The organism is Nocardia sp. NPDC051570 (assembly GCF_044454005.1).
Lineage (GTDB): Bacteria > Actinomycetota > Actinomycetes > Mycobacteriales > Mycobacteriaceae > Nocardia.
Window position 1 is genome coordinate 557,193 of record NZ_JBITDI010000004.1, and the last position, 25,143, is coordinate 582,335.

General features: G+C 67.0%; 22 protein-coding genes. 14 read left to right on the forward strand and 8 right to left on the reverse strand.

From position 1 onward, the window contains the following. Window positions 1–524: 524 nt before the first annotated feature. Window positions 525–1,724, reverse strand: coding sequence for a DUF885 domain-containing protein (locus tag ACIA76_RS12750; protein ID WP_397151684.1), 1,200 nt, complete (start codon window positions 1,722–1,724; stop codon window positions 525–527). Between the two features lie 161 nt (window positions 1,725–1,885). Between ACIA76_RS12750 and coaA the strand changes: the two genes are divergently transcribed. Then, window positions 1,886–2,818 (forward strand): type I pantothenate kinase, encoded by a 933-nt coding sequence (coaA, locus tag ACIA76_RS12755; protein WP_397151686.1) that lies wholly within the window; start codon window positions 1,886–1,888, stop codon window positions 2,816–2,818. A 13-nt stretch (window positions 2,819–2,831) separates the two neighbouring features. Here coaA and ACIA76_RS12760 read toward each other — a convergent pair whose 3' ends face one another. Both ACIA76_RS12760 and ACIA76_RS12765 read right to left on the reverse strand, forming a co-directional pair. Then, a complete protein-coding gene (locus ACIA76_RS12760; protein ID WP_397151688.1) occupies window positions 2,832–3,446 on the reverse strand; it encodes a hypothetical protein in 615 nt (204 codons plus the stop codon). A 37-nt stretch (window positions 3,447–3,483) separates the two neighbouring features. Beyond that, complete coding sequence (locus ACIA76_RS12765) at window positions 3,484–4,263, reverse strand: isoprenyl transferase (RefSeq protein ID WP_397151690.1); 780 nt, start codon at window positions 4,261–4,263, stop codon at window positions 3,484–3,486. Between the two features lie 132 nt (window positions 4,264–4,395). Between ACIA76_RS12765 and ACIA76_RS12770 the strand changes: the two genes are divergently transcribed. Continuing rightward, window positions 4,396–5,019 (forward strand): hemolysin III family protein, encoded by a 624-nt coding sequence (locus tag ACIA76_RS12770; RefSeq protein ID WP_397151978.1) that lies wholly within the window; start codon window positions 4,396–4,398, stop codon window positions 5,017–5,019. 21 nt (window positions 5,020–5,040) lie between these two features. Further along, complete coding sequence (locus tag ACIA76_RS12775) at window positions 5,041–6,549, forward strand: adenylate/guanylate cyclase domain-containing protein (protein ID WP_397151692.1); 1,509 nt, start codon at window positions 5,041–5,043, stop codon at window positions 6,547–6,549. Here the strand turns inward: ACIA76_RS12775 and ACIA76_RS12780 are convergent. Further along, the gene (locus ACIA76_RS12780) at window positions 6,533–7,129 is read right to left on the reverse strand and encodes an LGFP repeat-containing protein (RefSeq protein ID WP_397151694.1); all 597 of its coding nucleotides are present in this window, start codon (window positions 7,127–7,129) and stop codon (window positions 6,533–6,535) included. The genes ACIA76_RS12775 and ACIA76_RS12780 overlap by 17 nt on opposite strands. A 151-nt stretch (window positions 7,130–7,280) precedes the next feature. Next, entirely contained in the window at window positions 7,281–9,323 is a 2,043-nt protein-coding gene (locus ACIA76_RS12785) for a thioredoxin domain-containing protein (RefSeq protein ID WP_397151696.1), read from the reverse strand. Window positions 9,324–9,544: 221 nt separating this feature from the next. Between ACIA76_RS12785 and ACIA76_RS12790 the strand changes: the two genes are divergently transcribed. The 5 genes from ACIA76_RS12790 to ACIA76_RS12810 all read left to right on the forward strand — a co-directional run bounded on the left by ACIA76_RS12790 (window position 9,545) and on the right by ACIA76_RS12810 (window position 15,550). Then, entirely contained in the window at window positions 9,545–10,681 is a 1,137-nt protein-coding gene (locus ACIA76_RS12790; RefSeq protein WP_397151698.1) for a family 1 glycosylhydrolase, read from the forward strand. A 39-nt stretch (window positions 10,682–10,720) separates the two neighbouring features. Beyond that, entirely contained in the window at window positions 10,721–11,323 is a 603-nt protein-coding gene (locus ACIA76_RS12795) for a TetR/AcrR family transcriptional regulator (protein WP_397151700.1), read from the forward strand. Window positions 11,324–11,568: 245 nt separating this feature from the next. Further along, entirely contained in the window at window positions 11,569–13,416 is a 1,848-nt protein-coding gene (locus tag ACIA76_RS12800) for a GDSL-type esterase/lipase family protein (protein WP_397151702.1), read from the forward strand. Next, on the forward strand, window positions 13,413–14,558 hold the full coding sequence (locus tag ACIA76_RS12805; RefSeq protein ID WP_397151704.1) for an alpha/beta hydrolase: 1,146 nt from the start codon (window positions 13,413–13,415) through the stop codon (window positions 14,556–14,558). Before ACIA76_RS12800 ends, ACIA76_RS12805 begins: the two co-directional genes overlap by 4 nt. Continuing rightward, the gene (locus tag ACIA76_RS12810; RefSeq protein WP_397151706.1) at window positions 14,555–15,550 is read left to right on the forward strand and encodes an alpha/beta hydrolase; all 996 of its coding nucleotides are present in this window, start codon (window positions 14,555–14,557) and stop codon (window positions 15,548–15,550) included. The genes ACIA76_RS12805 and ACIA76_RS12810 overlap by 4 nt, the downstream gene beginning before the upstream one ends. 33 nt (window positions 15,551–15,583) lie before the next feature. Here ACIA76_RS12810 and ACIA76_RS12815 read toward each other — a convergent pair whose 3' ends face one another. Then, a complete protein-coding gene (locus tag ACIA76_RS12815) occupies window positions 15,584–16,432 on the reverse strand; it encodes a TIGR03621 family F420-dependent LLM class oxidoreductase (protein ID WP_397151708.1) in 849 nt (282 codons plus the stop codon). Between the two features lie 234 nt (window positions 16,433–16,666). Here ACIA76_RS12815 and ACIA76_RS12820 point away from each other — a divergent pair, with 234 nt between their 5' ends. After that, window positions 16,667–17,317: a TetR/AcrR family transcriptional regulator gene (locus tag ACIA76_RS12820; protein ID WP_397151710.1), complete on the forward strand. Its 651-nt coding sequence runs from the start codon at window positions 16,667–16,669 to the stop codon at window positions 17,315–17,317. Window positions 17,318–17,353: 36 nt separating this feature from the next. Here the strand turns inward: ACIA76_RS12820 and ACIA76_RS12825 are convergent, their stop codons facing one another. Next, the gene (locus ACIA76_RS12825; RefSeq protein ID WP_397151712.1) at window positions 17,354–18,226 is read right to left on the reverse strand and encodes a helix-turn-helix domain-containing protein; all 873 of its coding nucleotides are present in this window, start codon (window positions 18,224–18,226) and stop codon (window positions 17,354–17,356) included. Window positions 18,227–18,361: 135 nt separating this feature from the next. On the opposite strand from ACIA76_RS12825, the gene ACIA76_RS12830 reads away from it, so the two are divergent. Continuing rightward, the gene (locus ACIA76_RS12830; RefSeq protein ID WP_397151714.1) at window positions 18,362–19,081 is read left to right on the forward strand and encodes an SDR family oxidoreductase; all 720 of its coding nucleotides are present in this window, start codon (window positions 18,362–18,364) and stop codon (window positions 19,079–19,081) included. Between the two features lie 253 nt (window positions 19,082–19,334). Here the strand turns inward: ACIA76_RS12830 and ACIA76_RS12835 are convergent, their stop codons facing one another. Further along, window positions 19,335–21,005 (reverse strand): ABC-F family ATP-binding cassette domain-containing protein, encoded by a 1,671-nt coding sequence (locus ACIA76_RS12835; protein ID WP_397151717.1) that lies wholly within the window; start codon window positions 21,003–21,005, stop codon window positions 19,335–19,337. A 351-nt stretch (window positions 21,006–21,356) separates the two neighbouring features. Here ACIA76_RS12835 and ACIA76_RS12840 point away from each other — a divergent pair, with 351 nt between their 5' ends. From ACIA76_RS12840 to ACIA76_RS12855, 4 genes are all read left to right on the forward strand, one after another. Beyond that, entirely contained in the window at window positions 21,357–21,512 is a 156-nt protein-coding gene (locus ACIA76_RS12840) for a hypothetical protein (protein ID WP_397151719.1), read from the forward strand. Window positions 21,513–21,948: 436 nt separating this feature from the next. Next, window positions 21,949–23,172: a family 2 encapsulin nanocompartment cargo protein terpene cyclase gene (locus ACIA76_RS12845; protein WP_397151721.1), complete on the forward strand. Its 1,224-nt coding sequence runs from the start codon at window positions 21,949–21,951 to the stop codon at window positions 23,170–23,172. A gap of 5 nt (window positions 23,173–23,177) precedes the next feature. Further along, window positions 23,178–24,257 carry a polyprenyl synthetase family protein gene (locus ACIA76_RS12850; RefSeq protein WP_397151723.1) on the forward strand — a complete coding sequence of 360 codons (1,080 nt, stop codon included), beginning with the start codon at window positions 23,178–23,180 and terminating at the stop codon, window positions 24,255–24,257. Then, window positions 24,254–25,126, forward strand: coding sequence for a geranyl diphosphate 2-C-methyltransferase (locus ACIA76_RS12855; protein ID WP_397151725.1), 873 nt, complete (start codon window positions 24,254–24,256; stop codon window positions 25,124–25,126). The genes ACIA76_RS12850 and ACIA76_RS12855 overlap by 4 nt, the downstream gene beginning before the upstream one ends. Window positions 25,127–25,143: the final 17 nt, after the last annotated feature.

A 25,143-nucleotide genomic window follows, 5' to 3' on the forward strand; every position in this document is an offset into this window, starting at 1 on the left:
GAGAGGGTGAGGCAAATGATCGAGAAATGACGCAAAACACTCGAAGCAGACCAACGGGATTCTGCAAGATGACTCCGGCCGCGTTGCGGCCGCGTTGCGGCCGCGTTTCCTTCGAATCCGAAAGGCATACCATGCTCAGCTTCATCTCCGTCGCCGACAACCCGATCGAGGGCCTGATGCGCATGCTCTCGACGCTGATGTGTTCGCTCTCCTCGGGCCAGGGCTGCATGACCATCCAGTAGTCACCGCGCATCGTTGTGCCCGCCGCGGGGACCGGGCACAACCGTCCCGACAGCACCGAACCGCTCGAAAAGGTAACGTGGATCACATCTTTCGGAGGTGTCGCCATGTATCCGTCGCCCAACCTGTTCGAGCAACTACTACTGGTCCTCGCCACGGTCTTCTGCGCGGTGGTCGGCTGCCCCGGCCCCCGCTAGCGCTGCGGCCCGCGCAACTCGGGGCTGCGCGCATCCGGCCCCCGCATGCGAATCTCACACGGTCACAGACCGATTCGGTCACCGCCGTCAGGCCAGGCTGCGGACCGCGCCCGGCGTGAGCGGTTCATCCAGCAGTCGGCGGAAGCGATCGGCCCGGTCGCCGGCGTCGACGGCCCGATCCAGCCAGCCACCGAGCAGGCGATAGCCCTCGACGTAGGTGCTGGTGTAGGCCCGCCACAGCGGTGCGGACAGGAAACGCAATGCCTGCCGGGCCCGATCGGGCGTGGCCAGGCCCCAGCGCTGCAGGAACTCCGCCACCTCGTCGACGTCGCGGCCGCGATCATGCAGCAGCAGCGCCGCATCCTGGCGCACCCCGAGCAGATTCGCCGATGCCCGCGAAAACCGTTGCGCCCGTTCGCCGTCGAAGCGCAGGCCCAGATCCGCGTAGATCTCCTGCGCCCAGTGGCCCCACTCCGGGCCCACGATGGACTTCAGCGCCAGATCCGCCAGACCCTCGGCCATCAGGCACTGCGGGGTGTTGACCAGGAACAGGGTCTGCTCGTCGTGTCCGGCCGCGACCAGTCCGGCCTCCTTGCGGCAATGTTCGGTGTGATGGCCCGGATACGCCTCATGCGCGATGAGCGTCGGCAGGAAGGCCATATGTTGTTTGAGATCGGAGTTGATCGCCACCCGGGAGTGATAGTCGCCCAGGTAGTAGTTGAAGCCGGACCAGGGCTTGTCGCCGACCACCTCGTAGTCGACCCGCTCGTGCTCGGGCAGCGGATAGCGTTCGCGCACCAGCTCGCGCAGCGCGCCGGAGAACGCGGCCACGCATTCACGCAGCCGGTCCGGCGGAATCTCGTCGGCCTTGCGATGGGCCGTCACCCGATCCAGCAGCGCCCCGTCGCCGGGCAGAACCTCCTCGAGCTGCCGGTGGGCCTCGCGATAGTCCTCGACCTCACCGGGCACGATATCGACATCGAAGTAGGCCCGCACCTCGTCGATGAACCCTATCCGCTCACCGGCGAACTTGCGCGCCGAACATTCCAGCGCCCGCAGGTGTACCTCGAGGAATTCGGTGCGCTCGCCGGACAGGCCCGCCGCCGACAGCTCGCGGCGCAGATCGGCTGCGCGCGTGGCCAATTCGCGCGGCTGCGGGGCCGGGGCGGATTCGGAGGCCCGGCGCAGGGCCGGATCGCCGGTATAGGCGTCGACGAAGCCGGGTTCGAGGCGATCGAATGCCAGACCCAGCCGCAGGTATTCGGTGACGAGCGGGTGCGCGTGCATGGAGGAGACGATAGCCCGGCTACCGCTGCGACGAATATCACTCGTTGTTACCGGTGAGTAATCACACCCGGCGTACACCGGGCCGTTGCCCGCGAGGAGAATTCGGCTATGCGAGGACCGTTGGCCGGGGCACCGTGCTTATCGAATCAGGGGTGTGCGCAGTGGCACGGATGAGCGAACCGAGTCCCTACGTGGAATTCGATCGGAAGCAGTGGCGCACCCTGCGGAAATCGACTCCGCTGGTCCTCACCGAGGAAGAACTGGTCGGGCTGCGCGGCCTCGGCGAGCAGATCGATCTGGAGGAGGTCGCGGAGGTTTATCTGCCGCTGGCCCGGCTCATCCATCTGCAGGTCGCCGCGCGCCAGCGCCTGTTCGCCGCCACCGCAACCTTTCTCGGCGAAACACATCCGGATCATCAGGTGCCCTTCGTCATCGGCATCGCGGGCAGTGTCGCGGTCGGCAAATCCACCACCGCGCGCGTGCTGCAGGCGCTGCTCGCGCGCTGGGACCATCATCCGCGGGTCGACCTGGTCACCACCGACGGATTCCTGTATCCCACCGCCGAACTGACCCGGCGCGGCATCATGCACCGTAAGGGTTTTCCGGAGAGCTACGACCGGCGCAAACTGCTGCGCTTCGTCACCGAGGTGAAATCCGGTCAGTCCGAGGTCTGCGCGCCGGTGTATTCGCATATCCGCTACGACATCGTGCCGGACGAGTTCCATTGCGTGCGCCAGCCCGACATCCTCATCATGGAGGGCCTCAACGTGCTGCAGACCGGTCCGCGGTTGATGGTGTCGGACCTGTTCGATTTCTCCATCTACGTCGATGCCCGCATCGAGGATATCGAGCACTGGTATGTGAATCGTTTTCTCACGCTGCGCAAGACGGCCTTCGCGAACCCGAATTCGCACTTCCATCACTATTCGAAGTTCAGCGACAAGGAGGCCACGGTGGCCGCCGAGGAGATCTGGAACTCCACCAACCGGCCCAATCTCGTCGAGAACATCCTGCCGACCCGGCCCCGGGCGACCCTGGTGTTACGCAAGGACGCCGATCACGCCATCAATCGGCTTCGGCTGCGCAAGTTGTGATTCGCGACGGCTACTAGAGTTTCCAGGCGGCATCGAGACGACCCGCCACATCGATATCCCGGGCCGCGGCGATATGCGGCTTGCGGATCTCCTTGGCGATATACCGCGCGACGAAACGGCGGATCTCGTGGTCCACGCCCGCGACGATGCGCACGAGTTGTCCACGCCGGGTATCGGTGTCGACATTGATGCGCACATCGCCGGCGCGGGGTTCGGCGATATCGATGATCACCCGCAGGGGTTCGGCGGTGCGCACGGTCAGATGGACGCGGACGTACCCGTCGACCTCGTAGCGATGCCGGTCCACGGCCAGATCGAGGGTCAGGTCCACGCTCAGCGGTATCTTCAGATCGAATTCGATATGCCGCCCGACCTCGCGGCTCAGCGTCGGCTGCCCCAGCTGCACCTGGGCGGACACCTTGGCGAGTTTCCCGGGCCCGGCCCCGATCGGGCCGAAATCGAATGCGGCGCCGGTCAATTGACCGAATGCCCCCACAATGCGCTCCGTCGAGGCGGCGTATTCGAGGAAGTGCCGCCCGAACTCCTCATAGCTGATGTAGGACGGCGGCGGCTGCGCCCCCTCCTCGGCCTGCACCGGGCCACGCTGCCCGGTCGCGCTCTCGGTCATATGACCGACGGTACGGGAACCGAGCCGCTGGTAGGGACTAGATTCCGTACCGCCGATGGCGCGCGGCATAGTCGCGCAGCGCGCGCAGGAAATCCACCCGCCGGAACTCCGGCCAGTACGCCTCGGTGAACCAGATCTCGGAGTACGCGCTCTGCCACAGCAGGAAGCCCGACAGCCGCTGCTCGCCCGAGGTGCGGATGACCAGATCCGGATCCGGCTGTCCGGAGGTGTAGAGATGCTGGCCGATGGCGTTGACGGTGATCGACTGCACCAGATCCTCGCCGGTCTCCCCCGCGGCCATCTCCTGACGGACCAGCGAACGCACCGCGTCGGCGATCTCCTGCCGCCCGCCGTAGCCGATCGCGACGTTGACGTGAATGCCGTTGCGCCCGTCGGTCTCGTCGGCCGCCTTCTGCAATCGGCGGGCTACCTCGCCGGGGAGGCCGTCGAGCGAGCCGACGATCCGCACGCTCCAGTTCTTCTCCGGCGCCGACAACTCCTCGACGACGTCGGTGATCACCTCGAACAGCGTGTCCAGCTCGTCGGGGGCGCGGTCGAGGTTCTCGGTGGACAGCAGATAGACCGTCGCCATCTCGATGCCCTCGGCCTGACACCAGCCGACCAATTCGGCGATCTTCAGCGCGCCCACCCGATGTCCGTGAGTGACATCGGTGAACCCGTTCTCCCGTGCCCAGCGGCGATTACCGTCGCACACCACGGCCACGTGGCGCGGATGTTGTTTGCCCGCCAGCTGTTTCGACAGCCGCGCTTCGTAGATGCGATAGGGCAGACCACGCACCCGACTAGCAATCTCCACGGCGGTCCACCCTACGCCTAACAGGCGGCGCACCGGCGCCTCAGTGTCTCCGCCACAAACCTACGGTACCGTAGGTTGCTCAGGAGGTAGGACTTGCTGGAGGAACTCACGAGCATCGGGCACAAGCCGCGGATGCGGGGGTGGATTCACACCTATGCGGTCGCGGTGGCGGCGGTCGCGGTGGTGGCACTGGTCGGTACGGCGTCGACGATCTCGGCGACCGCGGCGTGGTCGACGCTGGTGTACGGGCTGACGATCTGCGGGGTGTTCGGGGTCAGCGCGACCTATCACCGAGTGCACTGGGAGTCCGTGCGGACCCGCGTGCATATGAAGCGGGCCGATCACTCGATGATCTTCCTGTTCATCGCCGGGACCTATACCCCCTTCGCGCTGCTCGGACTGCCCGGGCGCACCGGGATCGTGCTGCTGAGCGTGGTGTGGGCGGGCGCGCTGGCCGGGGTGGCGTTGAAACTGCTGTGGCCGACCGCGCCCCGCTGGGTCGGGGTGCCGCTGTACCTGCTGCTGGGCTGGGCGATCGTGCCGGTCGCGGCGACCCTGACCCATAAGATCGGCGTCGCGCCGATGGTGCTGCTGCTCATCGGGGGCATCGTCTACAGCGCGGGCGCGATCCTCTACGCCACCAAATGGCCCAATCCCTGGCCCGGCACCTTCGGACATCACGAATTCTTCCATGCGGCAACGGTTGTCGCGGCACTGTGCCATTACATCGCGGTGTGGCTGGTCGTGCTGCAGTAGGCCACGTTCTATGCTGCGGCCATGATCGCGCGGCTGATCCTGTGGGCGCTGCGGGCGCCGTGGGGCCTGTCGGTCGTGGTGCTGGCCTGCAATCTCGGTGGTCTCGGAGTCATCGGGACCGAGCTGTGGATGAGCGGATTCCTCGGCCGGCTCGGGCCGGACTGGCTCACCACGTTCGGGCAGGCGTCGATCTATCCGGCCGTGGGCGCCTCCGCCGGATTCGTGCTGGCCATGCGGGATCGGTTCCGGTACTTCGGCTGGCTCGATCAGGGCCGCCGCCCGAGCGATTCGGAGGCGCGGCGGCTGCTGAACCTGCCGATCGCCATCACCGCTCGGATCCTGGCCATCTGGCTGCCCGGCGTCGCGATCGTGACGGCCATCCTCGCCCATGCGGTGCCGCCGAAGGGGATCGCGGTGATCGCCGCGATGTTCACCCTCGGCGGGCTGGAGTCGGCCGGATTCACCTTCCTGGTCGTCGATCGCCTCATCCGGCCGGTGATCCCGATCGTGGCGGTGGTGCTGGGTGGCACCATGCACTGGAGTTCCACGGTGCTCAATCGGCTGGTGGTGTCCTGGGCGGTGGCCGGGGCGATGCCGCTGCTCATGTTGATCACGGTCCTGGCCGATCCGGTCGCCGACGGCCAGGACCGGATTCGGACCGCGATCTACATGTCGCTGGTCGGGCTCGCGGTGGGCGTGCTGACCATGGCGACCCTCGCGCGGGCGGTCGCCGCCCCGCTGCGCACTCTGCGGCAGGCGCTGGACGGCATCGCGCACGGGGATCTGGACGTGCGGGTGCCGGTCGGCAGCGCCAGCGAGATCGGGCGGCTGGAGCATTCGGTGAACGAGCTCGCGGCCAATCTGGCCGAGCGCGAACGGATGCGCGAGGTGTTCGGCCGCCATGTCGGCACCGAGGTCGCCGAGCGGGCGCTGTCGGGTTCGGTCGATCTGACCGGCGATGTGCGGGTGGTGGCCGCGCTGTTCGTCGACGTCGTCGCGTCGGTGGAACTGTCCACCGAACTCGCGCCGCGCGAATTCGTCGCCAAGCTGAATCGGCTTCTCGCCACGGTGGTCTCGGCGACCGAGGACAACGGCGGACTGGTCAACAAGTTCGAGGGCGATGCGGCGCTGTGCATCTTCGGCGCGCCGATCGCCCTGCGCGACAACGCGACTCCCGCGCTACGGGCGGCCCGCCGCATCCGCGACGAGGTGGCCGCGGTGGGCGAGCTCGATATCGGCATCGGCGTGGCGCGCGGGCTGGTGTTCGCCGGGGACGTCGGCGCCGACACCCGCCTGGAGTACACCGTGATCGGCGACGCGGTGAACGAGGCGTCCCGGCTCACCACCGAGGCCAAACACGCCGCGCGCCGAATTCTGGTGAGCCAGGCCGTGATCGAGGCCGCCACCGAATACGAGCGCGCGAAATGGGCGCACTACGAGACGATTCAGCTGCGCGGCCGCAAGGAGCCGACCTCGTGCTGGACGGATCTATCCGCGGTGGGCGCCGAAATCCCTACGGATGCCAGGTGATTCGGCCGCCCTGGAAGTCCTGCGCCTTGCCGCCCTGGTAGTTGTATTCGTCGCTGGTCGGATAGCCGTAGCGGCCCGATTCGGCGACATTGCTGACCCAGACATCGCGGATCGCGCCCCAGACGGCGTGCGCGCCGGTACGCGGGGACCAGTAGAGCGAACCGCCGTCGAACAGGTTGTAGCGGCCGTCGCCCTTGCGGGCCTTCTGCTCATCGGTGATCGGGAAGCCGAGCGGACTGTTCTCCCAGCCCAGCGCCGCCCACTTGTCCCGGATCAGGCCGCCGACCAGGTGTGCGTCGGTGCCCACCGACCAGTAGATCGAGGTATTGCGCTCGAACACCTGGAATCGGCCGCCGCGCGCCGCATCCGATTCGGGTCCGACGGGATTGCCGAACGTCGTGAAGCCGCCCGCCCGGTCGTATTCGGCCTCGATCGCGCCGCCCACATCGAAGGCCCCGATGGGCCGTGCCGACGCGGAGGTCGCTGTGATCGATACCACCGCCGCCGCGGCGGCCACCGTCGCCACCACGGCACGCCGAGTCAGCGGAAGTGAACGGTTCTTACGTCGTCGCAATCTCACGCGATCTCCCTGCACATGCGGTCGGCGGTGATTTCGGGTTGCTCTTGGCGAGGCAATCCTGCCGTCCGGAAATCACCTCGGCAAGCGACAGGGCTGTGCCGGTTCGAATCTCATACGAAACGGCTATGGTCCAAGATCAGTGCCACCGGCGCTACGTCCGCACGAGTCCGGCCCGCAGCTCGTCGAGAGTGGTCACCGGCAGATCGCAGACCGACCCGCGGCAGATATAGGCCGCGGACTCCCCGCGCAGGGGCGGACGGTCCCGCAGCAGCGGCTCGGAATCCGTCCCGCCCGAGACGATGACCGAACCGCCGGGTGCGGCCGCCCGGGCGGCGGCGACAAGGTGTGCGGCCCAACCCCGCTCGTCGTCCCGGCCGACGACGACGGCCACCTGGATCGGCCCGCGCAGCGCGGCCTCGGCCACCGCCAGCCAGTGACCGGCCGAGCGGGGCGCCCGGGCCAGCAGGATCGCGCCGCGCTCGAGGGTCCGATCGGCCAACTCGCGATAGCGGATCGCCCGTTCGGTATCGACGAGGGCCGCGGCGGTCAGCAGGGCGTCGGCGATGACCGAGGCCCCGGCCGGAGTGGCGCCGTCCATCGGATCGCGAGGGCGGGCGACCAGGGTTTCGGCATCGTCGGCGGTGTCGAACCAGCTGCCGGGCGCGTCGGGGTCGGCGAAATGGGTGAGGGCGGAGTCGAGGATGCGCTCGGCCTGGTCGAGCCAGTCACCGGCGGCGGTCTGATGCAGGGCCAGCAAACCGAGTGCCAGCCAGGCGTAATCCTCCAACACCCCCGCGGCGGCCCCGGCCACGCCGCCGAGCGAGGCGCGGCAGACGCGGCCGTCGGTCACATGTGTGTCGAGCAGGAAGCGGGCGCAGCGGGCGGCCGCGGCGATCCAGTCGTCGTGCTGATGCGCCGCGCCGGCCTCCGCCAGGGCGGTGACGGCCATGCCGTTCCAGGCGGTCACCACCTTGTCGTCGCGCGCGGGCTGCGGGCGGCGATCCCGCTCCGCGCGCAGCGCGTCCCGAATACCGTGCAGGCGTTCCTGATCCGCCGCGACGGGGTCGGTGTAGCGGGTCAGCACCGAGGTGCCGTATTCGAAGGTACCCGCCGTGGTGACGCCGAAAAGCTCTGCCGCCCAGGCACCGTCGAGCGCGCCGAGGACGCCGTTGAATTCGGCCGGAGTCCAGACGTAGGTCGCGCCCTCCACACCGGGCGCGCCGGGTTCGATATGCGTATCGGCATCCAGGGCGGAGGCGAAGCCGCCCTCGGCGGTGCCCAGATCGTCGAGGAGGAATTGCGCGGTCTCCCGAGTGATCCTGAGCGCCAACGGGTCCGGCGTCCGGCGCGCCAGATGCGCGTACACCCGCAGCAACTGCGCGTTGTCGTAGAGCATCTTCTCGAAATGCGGCACCACCCAGGCGGCGTCCACCGAATAGCGGGCGAATCCACCCCCCAGCTGGTCATAGATGCCGCCCCGCGCCATCGCCGCCGCGGTGACCGAAACCACCTGCAGCACACCGTCATCCCCGCTGCGCTCAAAGCTGCGCAACAGCCCCTCCAGCAACGCCGAGGGCGGGAACTTGGGCGCACCCCCGAACCCGCCGTGCTGCGGATCCACATCCTTCAGAACCACGTTCACCGCATGATCGAGCAGATCCGCCCCGATGCTCACCCGCGCGTCCGGCAGCCCCCCGGCCTGCTCCCGCATGGCCTCGGCCACCTGCGCGGCAGCGGTATCGACCTCCCCGCGCCGATTCCGCCAGGTCTCGGTCACCGCGGCCAGCACCTGCGTGAACGCCGGCATCCCGTGCCGCGGCGTCTTCGGGTAGTACGTCCCGCAATAGAACGGTTCCCCGCCGGGCGTCAGAAAACAGGTCATGGGCCAACCACCCTGACCGGTCATCGCCACGGTGGCATTCATGTACACCGCATCCAGATCCGGCCGCTCCTCCCGATCGACCTTCACACAGACGAAGTTCTCGTTCATCACCGCCGCGGTGGCCTCGTCCTCGAACGACTCATGCGCCATCACATGACACCAGTGGCAACTCGCGTACCCGATCGACAGCAGAATCGGCACATCCCGCGCCGCCGCCTCCGCCAAAGCATCCGCATCCCACTCACGCCAGTCGACCGGGTTGTCAGCATGTTGACGCAGATAAGGCGATGTCGCACTGCCCAATCGGTTCATACCGCCAGCCTTCCACACCCGACGAGCACACAACCAGCCCCACGCGGCCGCTTGCACACCACTCACAAACCCACGTCAGACCCCACCATCCAAGTCTCCGGTGGCCGGATCGAGCGGGAATCTCGAAAACCTAGTACTCTTCGGTTTTGAGTGATGGGTTCGGCGCAAGCGCCTGGAGGATCGGCCTGGATACGGGATCGGTAGCGAAAGGATGGCGACCTATGCAATGGCACCGGGGTTTTCGGTGGGGAGTGGCCGGTTCGGCCTTCCAGTCCGAGGGCGACATGCCGCCCTGCAACTGGCAGATCTACCTGGCCGATGGCAAACATCCGGATCTCGAGCCCTATCACGAGGCCGTCGACTTCCGGCACCGCTACCGCGAAGACATCGCGCTCGCGCGGGACCTCGGCGCGCAGGTCTTCCGGTTCGGGGTGAACTGGGCCCGGGTGGAGCCCGAACGCGGGCGGCGATCCGAGCAGGGCTGGGCGTACTACCGTGACGTAGTCGCCGCGATCCGCGAGGCCGGGATGGAGCCGATGCCGACCCTGGACCACTTCGCCTATCCCGCATGGATTCTCGACGACGGCGGCTGGGTGGCGGCCGCCACGGTCGATCACTTCCTGGCCTATGTCGGCACCGCGGTTCGCGAACTCGGCTCATGCCCTTGGTGGTTGGTGTTCAACGAGCCCGCGGTGAACGTTCTCATGGATACCCGGATGCGCGCGCTGACATCGGAGCAGAGCGCGGCCATGGCCGCCAATATCGTTGCGGCGCACAAGCGGGCCTACGCGGTGATCAAGTCCGCTCATCCGGACGCCGCGGTGTCGAGTAACGAGGCCACCGGCAATCTGCCTGAAAACCTGCGGGTTTCGGCCGATGCCGCCTTCCTGGACCAGGTGGCGGACGGATATCTCGATTTCCTGGGGCTGGACATCTACTACCCGGACATCGATGCCGAGGGCATGCGGCAGCTGACGCTGGGCACACCGTGGAACATCCCGCAGCCACCGGACGGGATCGGTTCCGTCACAGGCTATTACGCGGAGAAGTACCCCGAACTCCCCATCTTCGTCATCGAATCGGGCATGCCTACCGATAACGGTGCGCCGCGTGCCGACGGGCTGACCCGCAGCCAGCAGTTGCTCAATGTCGTGGACTCCATCGGCCGGGCGCGTGACCGCGGCGTCCCCATCGTCGGCCTGCTGTACTGGAGCCTCACCGACAACTACGAATGGGGCAGCTACCGACCGCGTTTCGGGCTGTACTCGGTGGACGTCGCGGGCGACCCCACCCTGCGGCGCGTCCCGACCGACGCGGTGGAAACCTTCCGCAAGGTAATCACGACGAGCGACTGGTGAGTCCGGCCGCCAAAACCACAGAGTGCGAGGTTTCCATCCATGCCACCTGGAGCACGACGCGGCCCCTACGCCAAAGGACTCGCACGGCGCGCGGAGATTCTGCGGGCGGCGCTGGCAGCCTACGGCGCGGCGGACAATCAGCAGCCCTCGCTGAAGCAGATCGCCGAATCGCTCGGTATGACCGAGGCCGGTGTCCTGCACTACTTCGATAGCAAGGACCACATGCTGGTGTCCGTGCTGGAGGCGCGCGACGAGGTCGCGCGGCAATCCTTCGACCTGGCGACCTGGGACGGGATCTTCGCCGCCATCCAGCGCACCTACGAAACCCCCGGCGAGGTCAAGCTTTTCGTCGACATGTTGGTCGCGGCCGCCGACCCGAATCACCCCGCGCATGCCTTTCTGATGCGCCGCGACGCCGCCCTGCGCGACGTGCTCCGCGTGGTGCTGGGGCAGGGCGACGACGAGGACGATTGGCTGCCACGCATTCTCGTGGCGGCGATCGAGGGCCTGCAGCTGCGGTGGCTGCGCGATCCGAGTATCGACATCCTGGCGGATATGCAACGGCTCGCGCAGGCCCTGATCCCAGGCCGCTCAGCGGATGCGTCGAACCCGGACGACGGCCGGGCCCCCAGCGACGGCTAGCAGTACGGTCGCCGCGAAAACGCGGGCTCGAGATGCCGTCAAGAGGTGTGAAGCATTTCACCCGGAAGCATGGATCCGGCGTTCGACCGGGCGTCGATGCAGGTCGGCGCGGTCGGACACAATGAAAACCTAGTGTCACTTAGTTTTCGGGCGTAGGCTCCGAAGCAGAGCAGGTCTTGCCAGAACCGTCACCTCCGCACCGACGGGTTCCACAGCCCGTCCCGACTTTCGAGTGAGGGCACGCCATGACCAATTCGGTTGCGATTCAGACCGGCCCGCTGGAGGGCCTCCCACCCCGTGTCGTCGAACTCGTGGCCGCCGCCGGGCTCACCCCCGGTCTGCTGCTCGAGAACCTGGGCGTCGGCCCGGACGCCGAGTCCGGTCTGATCGCGCAGACCCTCGGCCTGTCCGGGGAGCAGCTCGAGACGATTCGCGCGGCCCTGCGGGACGGGATGCGGACCACCGCGGCCGCGCTGGCCGCCGAGCCCGAGTTCGCCGCAGCCCTGGACCGGCTGCCATTCACCAGCGGCCAGACCGTGATCGTCGCCGGTGACTCACTGACCGCGGCCGCGTACAGCTGGGCGAACCTCCTCGGGACCATCCTGGCCGAGCGTGGCGTGCGCCTGGTGAACCGCGCGGTGAGCGGGCGTACCACCACCGAATCCATTCCCGCGTTCAAGGCCGCGCTCGCGCTCGACCCGGACTGGGTGATCATCATGCTGGGCGCGAACGACTCACGGCGCGAAGGGATTACGGCCGCCGTGCGGATGACCTCCGTGGGCGAGACCGCACGCAACCTGGCCGAGCTGGAACGCATGGCGGCGGAACAGTCTCGGGCGAAGGTGATCGTGATCCCGTCCTTCCCGGTCGTCGATCCCGCGTCCGTCGAGGCCAAGCGGGGCGAGGGCGACTTCTGGTACCCGGAAGATCTGGTGGCGAGCCGCCGGGCGGTGCTGGCCGCGATTCCGGGTGCGCTGGACGTCTTCTCCGATCTGGAGATCGGCCCGGGTTACTGGTCGAAGGACGGCACGCATCCGTCCGAGGCGGGTCAGCAGGTCCTGTTGCGGGCGATCGTCGCGGCACTGGGTACCGTCGATGCGAGGGTGTCCCGGCCGCGCGCTTATCCGCCGGCGAGTTTCCCGCTCGGCCCGTTCACGCCCTACACCGGCAATCCGATCCTGCAACCGACCGGCGACGGCTGGCAGTCGGCCAATCTCTACAACCCGGCAGCCATTGTGATCGACGACCGAGTGGCGCTGCTCTACCGCGGGCACGCCGCGGACAAGGTGTCGCATATCGGAATCGCCTTCAGCGACGACGGAATTCACTTCGAACGCGAGGACGAACCGCTGCTCTCACCGGAATTCGACTACGAGCGCCACGGCTGTGAGGATCCGCGCATCACCCGGATCGGCGACACCTACTACCTCACCTACACCGGCCACGCCGGCGACTACACCGGTGGCCCCACCGGACCGAGTTCGTTGCTGTGCCTGGCGACTTCGACCGACCTGCGGAACTGGACCAAGCACGGCCCGCTGTTCCCGGACTTCAACACCTGGGGCACGCTGCCCTACGGGCCCGAAATCCCGTGGAACAAGGCCGGTGTCATCCACTCCGAACCGATCGACGGCAAGTACTACATGTACTTCGGTGAGGGCTGCATCTACTACGCCACCTCCGAAGACCTGCTGCACTGGACGCCGTGCCCGCAGGATGAGCCGATTCACACACCGACGCCGGGCAATTGGGACGGCACCCTGGTGGAGATCGGCGCGCCGCCGGTCACCACGGCCGACGGGCTCCTGGTGTTCCTCACCAACTCGGCCGCCGCGACCTCGCCGCAAGACGTCGACTACCGCTGCGGTCAGATCGCCATCGCACCCAACGACCCGACCCGGGTGATCGCCAAGACCACCCAGCCGTGGCTGCGCCCGGAATCGTTCGAGGACACCCACGGGATGGTCGCCAATGTCACCTTCGTCGAAGGGCTGGTCCACTTCCGGGGCATATGGTTCGCCTACTACGGGCAGAGCGATACCACGTTGGCCGTGGCGATCTACGATCCGACGGTCGACAGCTTCCGGCCGTGAACGCGCTGATCGGCGTCGGTCTCGGACTCGCGTTGGTCGTTGCGACGATCGTCGTGCTGCTCTGCCTGGGCGCCTTCATCCGTCGGTCGGGCCTTCTGGGTGCGGCGGCAGTCCTCGTAATGCCCACGTTCGCACCGCATTTCGTGCTTGCGGGGGTTTTCGTCGCGGGTATCGGATGGTGGTCGCACACCCGGCATCCCGACATCGGTGTGGTGCTGCTGACGCTCGGCGGTGCGGGCGCGGTGGGATCGGCGGTGGTGACAGCGGTACTGATACGCACCGCGTGGGCCGCCGGTGGCTCGGTGAATCTGTTGCGGGCCTTGGCAATCGGACCTATGACCGGCAAGGCGGACAGCACAGTGACATACGCGACCGTCGGCGGGCAGGATCTGAACCTCGAAATCTACCGGCCCGCTGACGATTCCGCCCCGATGCTGTTCTACATCCACGGCGGCGGGTTCACCGGCGATACGCGCCTACCGGCCACCATGCGGTGGTTCGCCGACAACGGCTGGCTGGTGATCTGCCCGGAATACCGTCTAGCCCGGCCGGATCGGCCGACCTGGGACCAGGCGTCGGCCGATGCGACTCGCGCGTACGCGTGGGCCGCCGAGAATGCCGGCATGCTCGGCGGAGACAGCGGACGAATGATCATCATGGGTGAATCGGCCGGTGGGAACCTCGCACTGATCCTCGCCTACCGGATAGCGTCCGGGAAAGATGGTGCGGCAGAGCACCTTCCGCCCCCACTCGCGGTCGTCGCCAACTATCCGATGGTGAGCCCGCGAGCGGCTCTGACAACTCACCTTCTGCATATCGACCAGGGTGTCGAACAGTACATCGGCGGGTCACCGGAGCAGTTCCCGGAGCGCTACGCCGACGTCGACTGCACGTCCTACCTCACACCGCAGGCACCGCCGACACTCATCCTGCAGGGCACCCGAGACAGTCTCGTACCGCCGGAGTCGGTGTACGACTTCGTGACTCGGGCCGAGCGGAACGGTATGGACATCACTCTGGTGACAGTGCCGTTCGCCAACCACTTCTACGACGGCCTGGCCGCCGGATCGCTCGGCTTTCAAGCCCTGACCACGATCACTCGCCGCTATCTGACCGCTTCGCGACACCGGAGCCGCTCATGATCGGGTCGAACCGACTGAACCTCACCACCGCCGCGCTCCGGATGGTCGAGCTGGTACTCGAGCTGTTGCCGTTCTCCACCCGGGTGGCGGTCGTCAAGCGCTCATTCGAACTCGAACCGTTCACCCCGCCCGACAATCTGGCCGAATACGCCGCGCGAGTCGATGTACTCGAGGGGCGGAGCTTCCCGGTCGCGGATGCACCGGCCGCATCCGTCGACATCCATCGCCCGAAGGGCTCGGCCACCGACCGGCGACCCATCGTGCTGTGGATCCACGGCGGCGGATTCATCGCCGGAAACAGTCGCACGGTCGGCCCGTACGCGACCATGCTCGCCGCCCAGGGTTTCGTGGTCGCAAGCCTGGAGTATTCACTCGCCCCCAGCGAGCGCTATCCGGTGCCGGTGCGCCAGGCCAATGCCGCACTGCGCTACCTGCGCGACCATGCGGCCGAATTCGGTGGCGACCCGAGCCGGATCTTCATCGGCGGTGATTCCGCCGGAGCCCAAATTGCCAGCCAGACCGCCGCCGTCGAGACGAATCCCGCTCTCGCCCATATCATGAGCCTGACCGCCGCGGTCGGCCCTCGGGCTCTCCGCGGCACCATTCTGTGCTGCGGACCGTACGATATGACCAGCGTGGCGACATCCGGTTTCTTCGCGCTGAATACATTCATGGCAGCCTATGTCGGACAACGACATTGGCTGGACTATCCCCAACTGGACCAACTCTCCACTGTGAAGCACGTAACGGCCGACTACCCGCCCACGCTCATCACAGTCGGCGATCGCGACCAATTCGCAAGCCAGTCCCACGAATTGGTATCAGCCCTCGACCGCCGGTCCGTTCCGACCACCCCCGTCTTCTACGAGAATGCGGGCCTGGATCACGAATATCAGTACCGCTTCCACCTTCCTCAGGCCACCGCATTCTTCCGCACCACCGTCGATTTCCTCCACCGGCACAGCACAATTCGACACCCGGCCCCATATTGACATCGTGCCCAGGCGCTGTGGCCAGGGTCCTGGCTACTTCAGCTCGGCAACCAGTTTCTCGAGCGTGTCCCAGGAAAGACCCGGTGCGAGGCTGAAGGTGAAGTAGCTGATACCCAACTCCTCTCGCAGGGAACGGATCCGGTCGGCCGCTTCGGCGATGGAATCGCCGAGGAAGGTCGCCGTCCGGCGGAGGTCGGCGTCGCTGCGGCCGGGAGCGAGCATCCGCAATATCGACAGATCGTCGGGATCGTCGATGGACGCCTGGAAGAAGCTGAACGCGAGTTCGATCTCGTCGAACCGGTCACCTGCTTTGGTCTCGACGTACTCGATCCGCTCGGCGAGGTCGTCTCTGTTGCCCATGGTGGCGATGGCGACGATATCCGCGTGCTCCGCCGCCATCGCCAGCACGCGGTCACCGACCCCGGCGACCATGATCGGCGGCGGCGTCTGGACGGGGGCGGGGATGTGGTCAGGGCTGGACAGGAGTCGCTTGATCTCGGTGACATGCTCGGTCAGCAGGTCCACGCGTTCTCCCGCTCGGGGGAAGGGAAGGCCCGCGGCAGTGAATTCTTCTTCGACATAGCCTGTGCCCAGCCCGATCTCGAGTCGGCCGTTGGTCGCGGAGTCGACGCTCGCCAGATCGCGAGCGAGCAGCGCGGGACGGTAGAACGCCGCGTTGAGGACCAGATTGCTCACCCGCAGCGTCGGAGCGGCCTGGGCGATCGCGACCAGCGGCGGCAACGGGGCGGTGAAACCGAGATGGTCGGGCAGCAGGACGACATCGACGCCGATCTGTTCGGCACGGCGCGCGTCCTCGGTGAGACTTGCCACCGAGCCTTGTCCGAACAGGGATAAACCGACGCGAATAGGGCGTGAGGTCATGATTCGGTGACCCTTCGAGGTAGGTGGTGCCGGACCGCCGCCAGTGCCTCGTGCACGGCAGGGATTCCGGGCGCTTGCGTACGGGAGCTTCGACGCGATATGCCTTTCGGCTCAGGACATTTCGATCGCCGCTCCGTTGATGAGGCAGCCCTCAGGTACGTTGCCGAGCGTAGCACAAGATGAGGCATGCCTCGCTTTATGCTGAGGGTTGTCTCACTTTGGTATGGTCCGGGTATGCCTTCCGCCGCGGATCCGCCCTTCCCGACCCGGCGCGACGCCCGCCGCAACCGTGATCTGTTCATCGAGTACGCACAGGCCGCGTTCGCCGAACTGGGAGTCGACGCCTCACTCGAGCAGATCGCTCGTGACGCCGGACTGGCCATCGGCACCCTGTACCGGCATTTCCCCACCCGGGTGGATCTGCTCGTGGCCGCGTTCGAGCCGAAACTGCGCGAATTCCTCGATTCGGCCGAAGACGCTCTGGCCATGGACGATCCGTGGGAAGGTTTCTGCACCTTCCTCGAAGTGCTGTGCCGCACTCAGGCCGGCGACCGCGGCTTCAACGACTTCATCTCGATGCGTTTCCCCGCCGACGAGCGGACCGAGTCCCTGCACAACCGCTTATGCGAGCTCACCACGGACGTCCTGGCCCGAGCTCAGACTGCCGGCGTCGTCCGGCCGGACGTGACCGAAGCCGACATCATCAGCCTCATCTGGGCCAACAGCCGGATCATCGAGGCCACGAGCCATGCCGCACCACAGGCCTGGAGGCGCCACCTCCACCTGATGATCGACGGATTCCAGGCGGCTGGCCGACGCGAACTTCCCGAGCCGCCCCTCACCGAGGAGCAGCTCTACCAGGCGATGGCCCACCTGAGCGAGTGAGCGGCGAAAGGCTTTGCACCGCACCGTGCCCCGCGCTCACCGTGCCGGTGGCCGACTCGGTTCGATGAGGATTCGCCTCGGTTCTCGATGCGGACGGAACCGGTCCCCGGCTTCGGCGCTGCGAGCCAGCCTCTCGAGGGTATCGACACTGCCCGGTGTGGCCGTGCCGACAAGGAGTTGCTGGCCTGGCGCTTGTTGCACATCGAAGGCTTGGTAGATCAGTTCGAGCCGACCGACTTGCGGATGATCGAAGACCTTGGTCTTGCGGCCGAGCCCGGCGACGTCGTTATCGCGCCATAGCGCCGCGAATTCGGTACTGGTCGTGAGGAGTTGGCGGACCACGGCGATGGTCTGGACGTCGTCGTGGTGTCCGGCCGCCAGACGCAGTGCGTGCACCGCGTCGCGGGCGACCGTCGGCCAATCCGCGAACAGGGTCCGGGCGGCGGGATCGTGGAACAGCGAGAAGATCATGCGGTGCGGGTCGGCCAGTGGTGCGAGCAACGCGTCGGCGAGGGCATTGGTGGCGAGTATGTCGAGTCGCCGGTTGACGATGTAGGCGACCGCGGTGGGAAAGGCGTCCATGAGACGGCGCAATTCGGGGGCGACCTCGTCGAGGGCGGGAGGTTCGGAGCTGGGCAGCAAACCAGCGAGCCGGAAGATATGCCAGTGCGCGTCGGCATCCAGGCGCAATGCCCGTGCTATGGCATCGATCACCTGTCCGGACGGCTTGGTTTCCCGGCCCTGTTCGAGCCGGGTGTAGTAGTCGGCGCTGACCCCGGCGAGCACGGCAACCTCTTCCCGGCGCAGTCCGGCGACTCGACGTACACCAGTGGCCGCCATACCGACCTCCGCCGGCGTCAGCCGGGAGCGGCATACGCGCAGAAACTCGCCGAGTTCATTGCCGGTCATCACGACAGCCTACGTCGGCCGGTCCTGGGTGCCACGCACCCAGGAAGCCACGACCTGGGCGTACGGAGTGATCGACGGCATGCTCGGGCTCGGCGGTGGAGCACCATCGCCGATCGTCGAGCAAAGGAGTCCATCGTGACCGGCGCGTCCAACAAGGTTGTCCTGATCACCGGTGCGAGCAGCGGGATCGGCGAGGCGACCGCACGAACGCTGGCCGCCGCGGGCCATCGGGTCGTCCTGGGCGCACGGCGAACAGATCGCATCGCGGCCATCGCCGAGCAGATTCGTGCCGACGGCGGTAGCGCCGAACACCACGCACTCGACGTCACCAGCCTGGAGGAGATGCGATCGTTCGCCGGGCAGGCACATGAGCTGCACGGCCGGATCGATGTGCTGGTCAACAACGCGGGCGTGATGCCGCTGTCGAGGCTGGACGCGCTGGCTGTACAGGACTGGGACCGGATGATCGATGTCAATATCCGTGGGGTGCTGCACGGTATCGCCGCGGTGCTGCCGATGATGCGTGCACGCGGGCAAGGGCACATCGTCAACCTCGCGTCGGTATCCGGGCATCGCGTGGACCCGACCGCGGCGGTCTACAGCGCCACCAAGTTCGCCGTACGGGCGATCTCCGAGGGCCTGCGGCAGGAGAGCCGCGATATCCGGGTCACCGTCATCAGTCCAGGCCTGACCCGCAGTGAACTGACAGATGGCATCGGCGACAACGACATTCGCGCGGCAGTCCGGGAGAGCATGGCGGCCGCGATCCCCGCCGCCGCGATCGAATACGCCATCACCCAGCCACCCGAGGTCGACGTCAACGAAATCGTCGTTCGACCCACGGCGCAGGGCTGACCAGGATGATCACCGAACAGCAGGTGCGGAAATGGGTCGCAGACTATGTGCACGCGTGGAATACCAACGCGGCCGAGGCCGATACGGGCGAGTTCCGGATCGGCGGATGAGGTGTCCGAGGAGGGGGCTCCTCCGCGGGGACGTCGAGGGAGTGGTTGATCTCGTCGCGGCGCATATCTCCGGCGATCATGGCGATGATCGCGAAGATGACGGGGATCAGCCCGCGGCGAGGAGGTTTCGGCGGTCGAGGTTGTCATGAATGCGTTCCTTCGGTGATCCGGTATGCCGCGGCGGACGCGCTACCGGTCAGAGACAAGTGGGGCCAGGAGGCAACGTCGCGCTGGAGTTGCCGGTCGTGTGTCGCGATCACCACGGCCGCGTCGGTGGCCTGGAGGGCCTCGGTGAGTTCGCCGACGAGGGTGATCGACAGATGGTTCGTCGGTTCGTCCATCAGCAGCACGTGCGGACGCGACGCCAGCGCGATGGCCAGGTCGAGCCTGCGCTGCTGCCCCATCGACAGATCCCGCACGGGCCTGTTGACATCGCCGGAGGGAAGCAGGCCGAGCGAGGACAGCGAGACCGTTCCGCCGTCGCTGATGCCTTCGCGGACAAGATGATTCATATGGGCGTTGAACACATCGCGCGCCCGTCGGCTGCCCGCCTGCGGGGACTCCTGTCCCAGCAGCTGCACCCGGGCCGCGCGGGCGGTGTGCACCGCGCCGGTGGTGGGTTCGAGGCGACCGGCCAGCACCGACAGCAGCGTCGATTTGCCCGCGCCGTTGGGTCCGGTGACGACCAGCCGTGATCCGGATTCGAGGCTCACCTCGACCGGTTCGTTCAGCCGGCCCTCGACCGCCACCTCTTCGGCCCGCAACAGCACCGTCCCCGGCCGGGTCGGCAGTTCGGGCATCCGGAATCGTTGCGGCGGCGACGGCATGGTGACGGCATGCTGTTCCAGCTCGTCGCGCCGCCGATGCACCGATCGGACGAGAGCCGGTGCGCGAGTGGCCCGTTCGTGCTTGCCGTGGCCCTTCTCCGGTCGCCAGCCACTCACCAGGCGGTTCTGCGCGGTGGACAGGTCCCGGGTGAGGCGGGCGTGTTCGGTCTGCTGCTGTTCGTATTCCGCCGCCCAACGTTCGCGTTCGGCCCGGCGGCCCTCCTGATATCCGGCGAATCCGCCGCCGTAGACGCGCGGTTCGCCGTCTCGGCTCGGGTCGAGGTCGAGCATCGTCGTCGCCACATCCGACAGCAGGGCGCGGTCATGACTGACCAGCACCACACCGCCCCGATAACCGCGGAGCCGGGAGGTGAGGAAGTCGAGTCCGGCCAGATCGAGATGGTTGGTCGGCTCGTCCAGGAGCAGGAAGTCGTGCTCGGCGCCGAGCAGACACGCCAGCCGCACTCGATAGCGCTGGCCGACCGACAGTTCGGCGAGTCTCCTGGACCGGTCGGTGACCGCGCCCAGATGATCGAGTGCCAGGTCGACGCGCCGGTCGGCGTCCCACGCGTCCAGCGTCTCCGCGGCGTCCAGGGCGGCGGCGTAGTCCTCGGCCGCGCCGGGGAGTTCGTCCGCGAGCGCCGCGGCGCCCTCGTCGAGCGCCCGCAGTGCGGCGCGGGCGTCGGCGAGTTCGATATCGATCACGTCGCCGACGGTGCGGTCGTCGGTCGCGGACATCTCCTGTTCCGCGACGCCGAGCGAGCCGAGCCGCTGCACGGTCCCGGCGTCCGGGGCGAGTGTGCCCGCGAGGATATGCAGCAGCGTGGATTTACCGCGCCCGTTCTCCCCGACGATGCCCCATCTCGACCGCGGCGACACGGTCATACCGACACCGGCGAGCACGGTCTTGCCGCCCCGGGCGATATGGATACCGGACGCGGTGAGTTGTGCCCGCGATCGTGCGGGCAGAGTTATGGATACAGTCATTGTTCCTCCGAACGGAGGCGCACTTCTCCCCCGGAAAAGGGGTCGGAAGGGCGCGCGTCGAAACTCATCGAACGGCCATGAACGGCCGGTGAGTACGTCGAACAACCCGCAGTCTCAGCAGAGGCGAGAGGCGGGCCGGTCGGAGAGTCCTATCAGAGGAACAGCAGCTGTTGCATGACGAGAACCATACCAGATGGAACGAAGTCGATCCATACCGGGGGACCCCGGAAAGGATAAGCGTTGCAACAGCTTTCGGTGGACAGCGGGATACCACGGTGGCCCAGGGCGGCCCGCCGCCGCACACCCCAACCGTGACCACTGCTCACCCGCGCAACTGGGTATTCCTCAGGCATGAACGACACCGCAACTCCCCGGCCCATCCGGCGGCCTTGGTTCGCCGATCTGGAGGATGCCGAACGACGCGGCGCACACGGCAGCGCGGGCATCGGCTACTTCGACTGTGACTGCGACATCTGCCGGCACCGCACCCACGATCCCCGCTTCTGAACGCGGCGGCGGGGCGGCCCGTGGCGCGATACGAAGTCGTATGCCACACAGTCTCATTCGCACGCCGGTAGCTGCCCGCGGGCGGTGCAACCAGTTTCACCCGGGCAACCCGCGCTCGACGGTCTCGCCAGCCCCGGGGTATCAAAGTTGCTGCGAATTAACACTTTACGTCACATGAAACCCGAAATACAATTGAGAACGGGTCAAAGTGCTTCAGCTCGTCGATCGAGCTTCATATAGCTTCGAATCGGACTGCGGAATACGCGTCATCGATACGACAGGCACGACGTACACGAATATCGACACAGCCGGCTGGTGACCCGGGGCTCCGGCGATTCGATTCATGCTTTCGACTGATACACGGCCGATGGTCGACACAGCCGTGCGCTGAATTGTACTCGCATCGCGCGAACCCACGAGAAAGTACGAGCCGCTCATGACCAGCATCGCCGAGCAGCAGCCACCGAATTCCATTGAGAGTGCATCTGCACTCTCATCCGCCCTCACCGTCCCGAAAGGGCTGGGCTCCTCGGCTTTCACTCTGCCGGAACGATTCTCGTCCAGAGAGTCGTATTCCGCCCGATCCCAGTCCGGTTCGGTCGTCGACGATCCGAATACGCTGTGCGACAGCGGAAATACATGCAGACCTCGCATGGTGCCCCAGTACGCCGAGCCTCCCTGTCTGAACAGAGAATGGGGCGACGGATCGGCGTCGCCGCTGTATTGCCCACCGCCGGACCGCGACGACGACCGTCTCGCCGCCGAGGTCGACGACCGCCTCATCGCCTGGGCGAGCGGTCTGGGCCTGACCGAACAGGACGCGGAGGACCTGCGGCGCATCGGATTCGGGCGACTGATCATGCTGACCCACACCGATTGCGACGATCCCGACCGCCTGCTGCTGGCCGCCCAGATGGATACGGCCTGGTGGATGGCCGATGACCTGTTCGCCGACGACACCGCGCGCGGGGCGATCCCGGAGGAGCTCGGGCCGCGGCTGTCGCTGGTGATGGCGGCCATGGACCCTCAGCCGGAGATGGGCGAGTTCAGTCCGCCCCTGGACGACGCCCTGGCCGGACATCTGGTGTTCCGGGCGTTCGAATCGGCTGTCGCACATCTGAATCGCCACGCCACGCCCGCGCAGACCCACCGCGCCTGCTATGCCACCGCCGCGATGTTCGTCTCGTGGAACGCCTACAGCTCATGGCGGCAGTCCGAGCGGACGATACCCGCCTGGCAATACCTCGCCGCGCGTCAGAACGACAGCTTCTACACCTCGATGACCCTCATCGATCCGGTCGCCGGATACCGGCTGCCCGACGAGATCTTCTACCGAACCCGGGTGCGGCACGAGGCATTTCGCGCGGGCACGGCCGCGGTGCTGGTCAACGACCTGATGTCGGTGGACAGGGATGCCGCCGACGAGATCCCGGTCTGCAATATGGTGCTGCAGGTCGCGGCGGAACGCGGCTGTTCGCTGTCCGAGGCCACCGAGATCGTCGTCGATCTGCACAATCGCGTGGTCCGCGACTTCGAGGCCGAACGGCTGGCGATGCGGATGGCCGGATCACCGCCGGAGCTGCAGCTGTATCTGCGCGGGCTGCGCTCCTGGATGGCCGGCTCGTTCGAATGGCACAACACCAATCCGCGCTACCGGTGACCCCCGTGTCCGCCCAGACGACCTACGATGATCCGGAGCTACCGGATCAGCTGCTCGCACTGCGCGATCGAATCGACGCGGTGCTGGAGACCTTCCTGTCCACGAAGGCCCGCGAGGCCGATAAGGCCCGGCTGCCCTCGGATTACATGGATGCCCTGCACTCGTTCGTCTTCACCGGCGGCAAACGCACCCGGCCGCTGCTGTGCGTGCTGGGCTGGTTCGCCGCGGGCGGCAGCGAACGGATTCCGACCGCGATCGTGCGGGCCGCGAGCTCGCTGGAGCTGTATCACGCCGCGGTGCTGATCCACAGCGACATCATCGACGACGCCGAACTGCGCCGCGGCAATCTGCCGCTGTATCGGGCGATGTCGGCGCGCTACGCCGAGCGACCCGACGCGGATCGCTTCGGACGGCACGCCGCGACGCTGCTCGGGAATCTCGCGCTGAACTGGTCGGACGAGCTGTTGAATACGGCGCATCTGACCGCGCGGCAGCGCGCCGCGGCGGTCTCGATCGTGTCCACGATGCGCGCCGACGTGATCTACGGACAGTTCCTGGACCTGCGCGCCGTCGCCCGTTCCGAGGTCGACCTCGCCGAGGCGCTGCGGATCATCCGGTACAAGGTGGTCGCCTACACCTGCGAGCGACCGCTGGAACTCGGCGCCAGCATGGCCGGCGCCTCCGCCGAGACCCGCGGCGCCCTGGTGTCCTACGCCCGCCTGCTCGGGGAGGCGTTCCAGCTGAACCGGGACCTGTCCGGGGCCTTCGAGGATCTGCGGCGCGGCCGCCACACCATGGTGGTCGGCCTCGCTCTGCAGCGCGCGGATTCGCTGCGGCAATGCGAATTGCGCCGGCTGCTCGGCGATCCCGCGCTGGACGAGGGCGGCGCACAGCGCTGCCGGGACATCCTCACCGCCACCGGCGCCCAGTCCGAGGTCGCACGCATGGTGACCCAGCGGCGCAACCAGGCGCTGCTGGCCCTGGACCGGGCGCCGATGCCGTCGCCTGCCGTAGCGGCGTTACGCCTGCTGGCGCAGCGCCTCACCCATCCCTTTCCCATCCCGACACCGAGGAGTGCACGATGACCAGTACCCAGCCGACCGAGGCGACCACCCCCGTCCTGCGCAACGACTTCCAACGCTCCATCGCCGACTACTGGGACAGGGAGAAGGATCCGGTGAATATCCGCCTCGGCGAGGTGGACGGCATCTATCACCATCACTACGGCATCGGCGACTACTCCCCCGCCGTGCTCGAAGTGCCCGAGAGCGAGCGGGATTCGGCCGTCATCGCCGAAATGCATCGCCTCGAGACGGCGCAGGCGGAACTCCTGCTCGACCATCTGGGCCCGCTCACCGCGGCCGATCGCGTCATGGATGCCGGATCGGGCCGGGGTGGCACAAGTTTCATGACGAACGCGCGCTTCGGCTGCCAGGTCGACGGCGTGACCATCTCCGAATCGCAGGTCGAATTCGCCAATGGCCAAGCGGCGCAACGCAAGGTCGACGACAGGGTGCGCTTCCACTTCCGCAATATGCTCGACACCGGATTCCCCTCCGGCTCGATGCGAGCGATCTGGTCCAACGAGACCACCATGTATGTGGACCTGGCGCCGCTGTTCGCCGAATTCGCACGCCTGCTCGCCCCCGGCGCCCGCTATGTGTGCATCACAGGCTGTTACAACGATCTCACCGGCGGGCGGTCGCGCGCGGTCAGCCAGATCGATCAGCACTACATCTGCAATATCCATTCCCGCAGTGACTACTTCCGCGCGATGGCGGATCACGGCCTGGTTCCCATCGCAGTCACCGATCTCACCGCGGCCACGATTCCGTACTGGGAATTGCGTGAGAAGTCGTCGGTCGCAACCGGTATCGAGCAGGCATTCCTGACGTCGTATCGGGAGGGCAGTTTCCAATACCTGCTCATTGTCGCCGATCGCGTCGCGGCGTAACCGTTCGAATTGCCGGA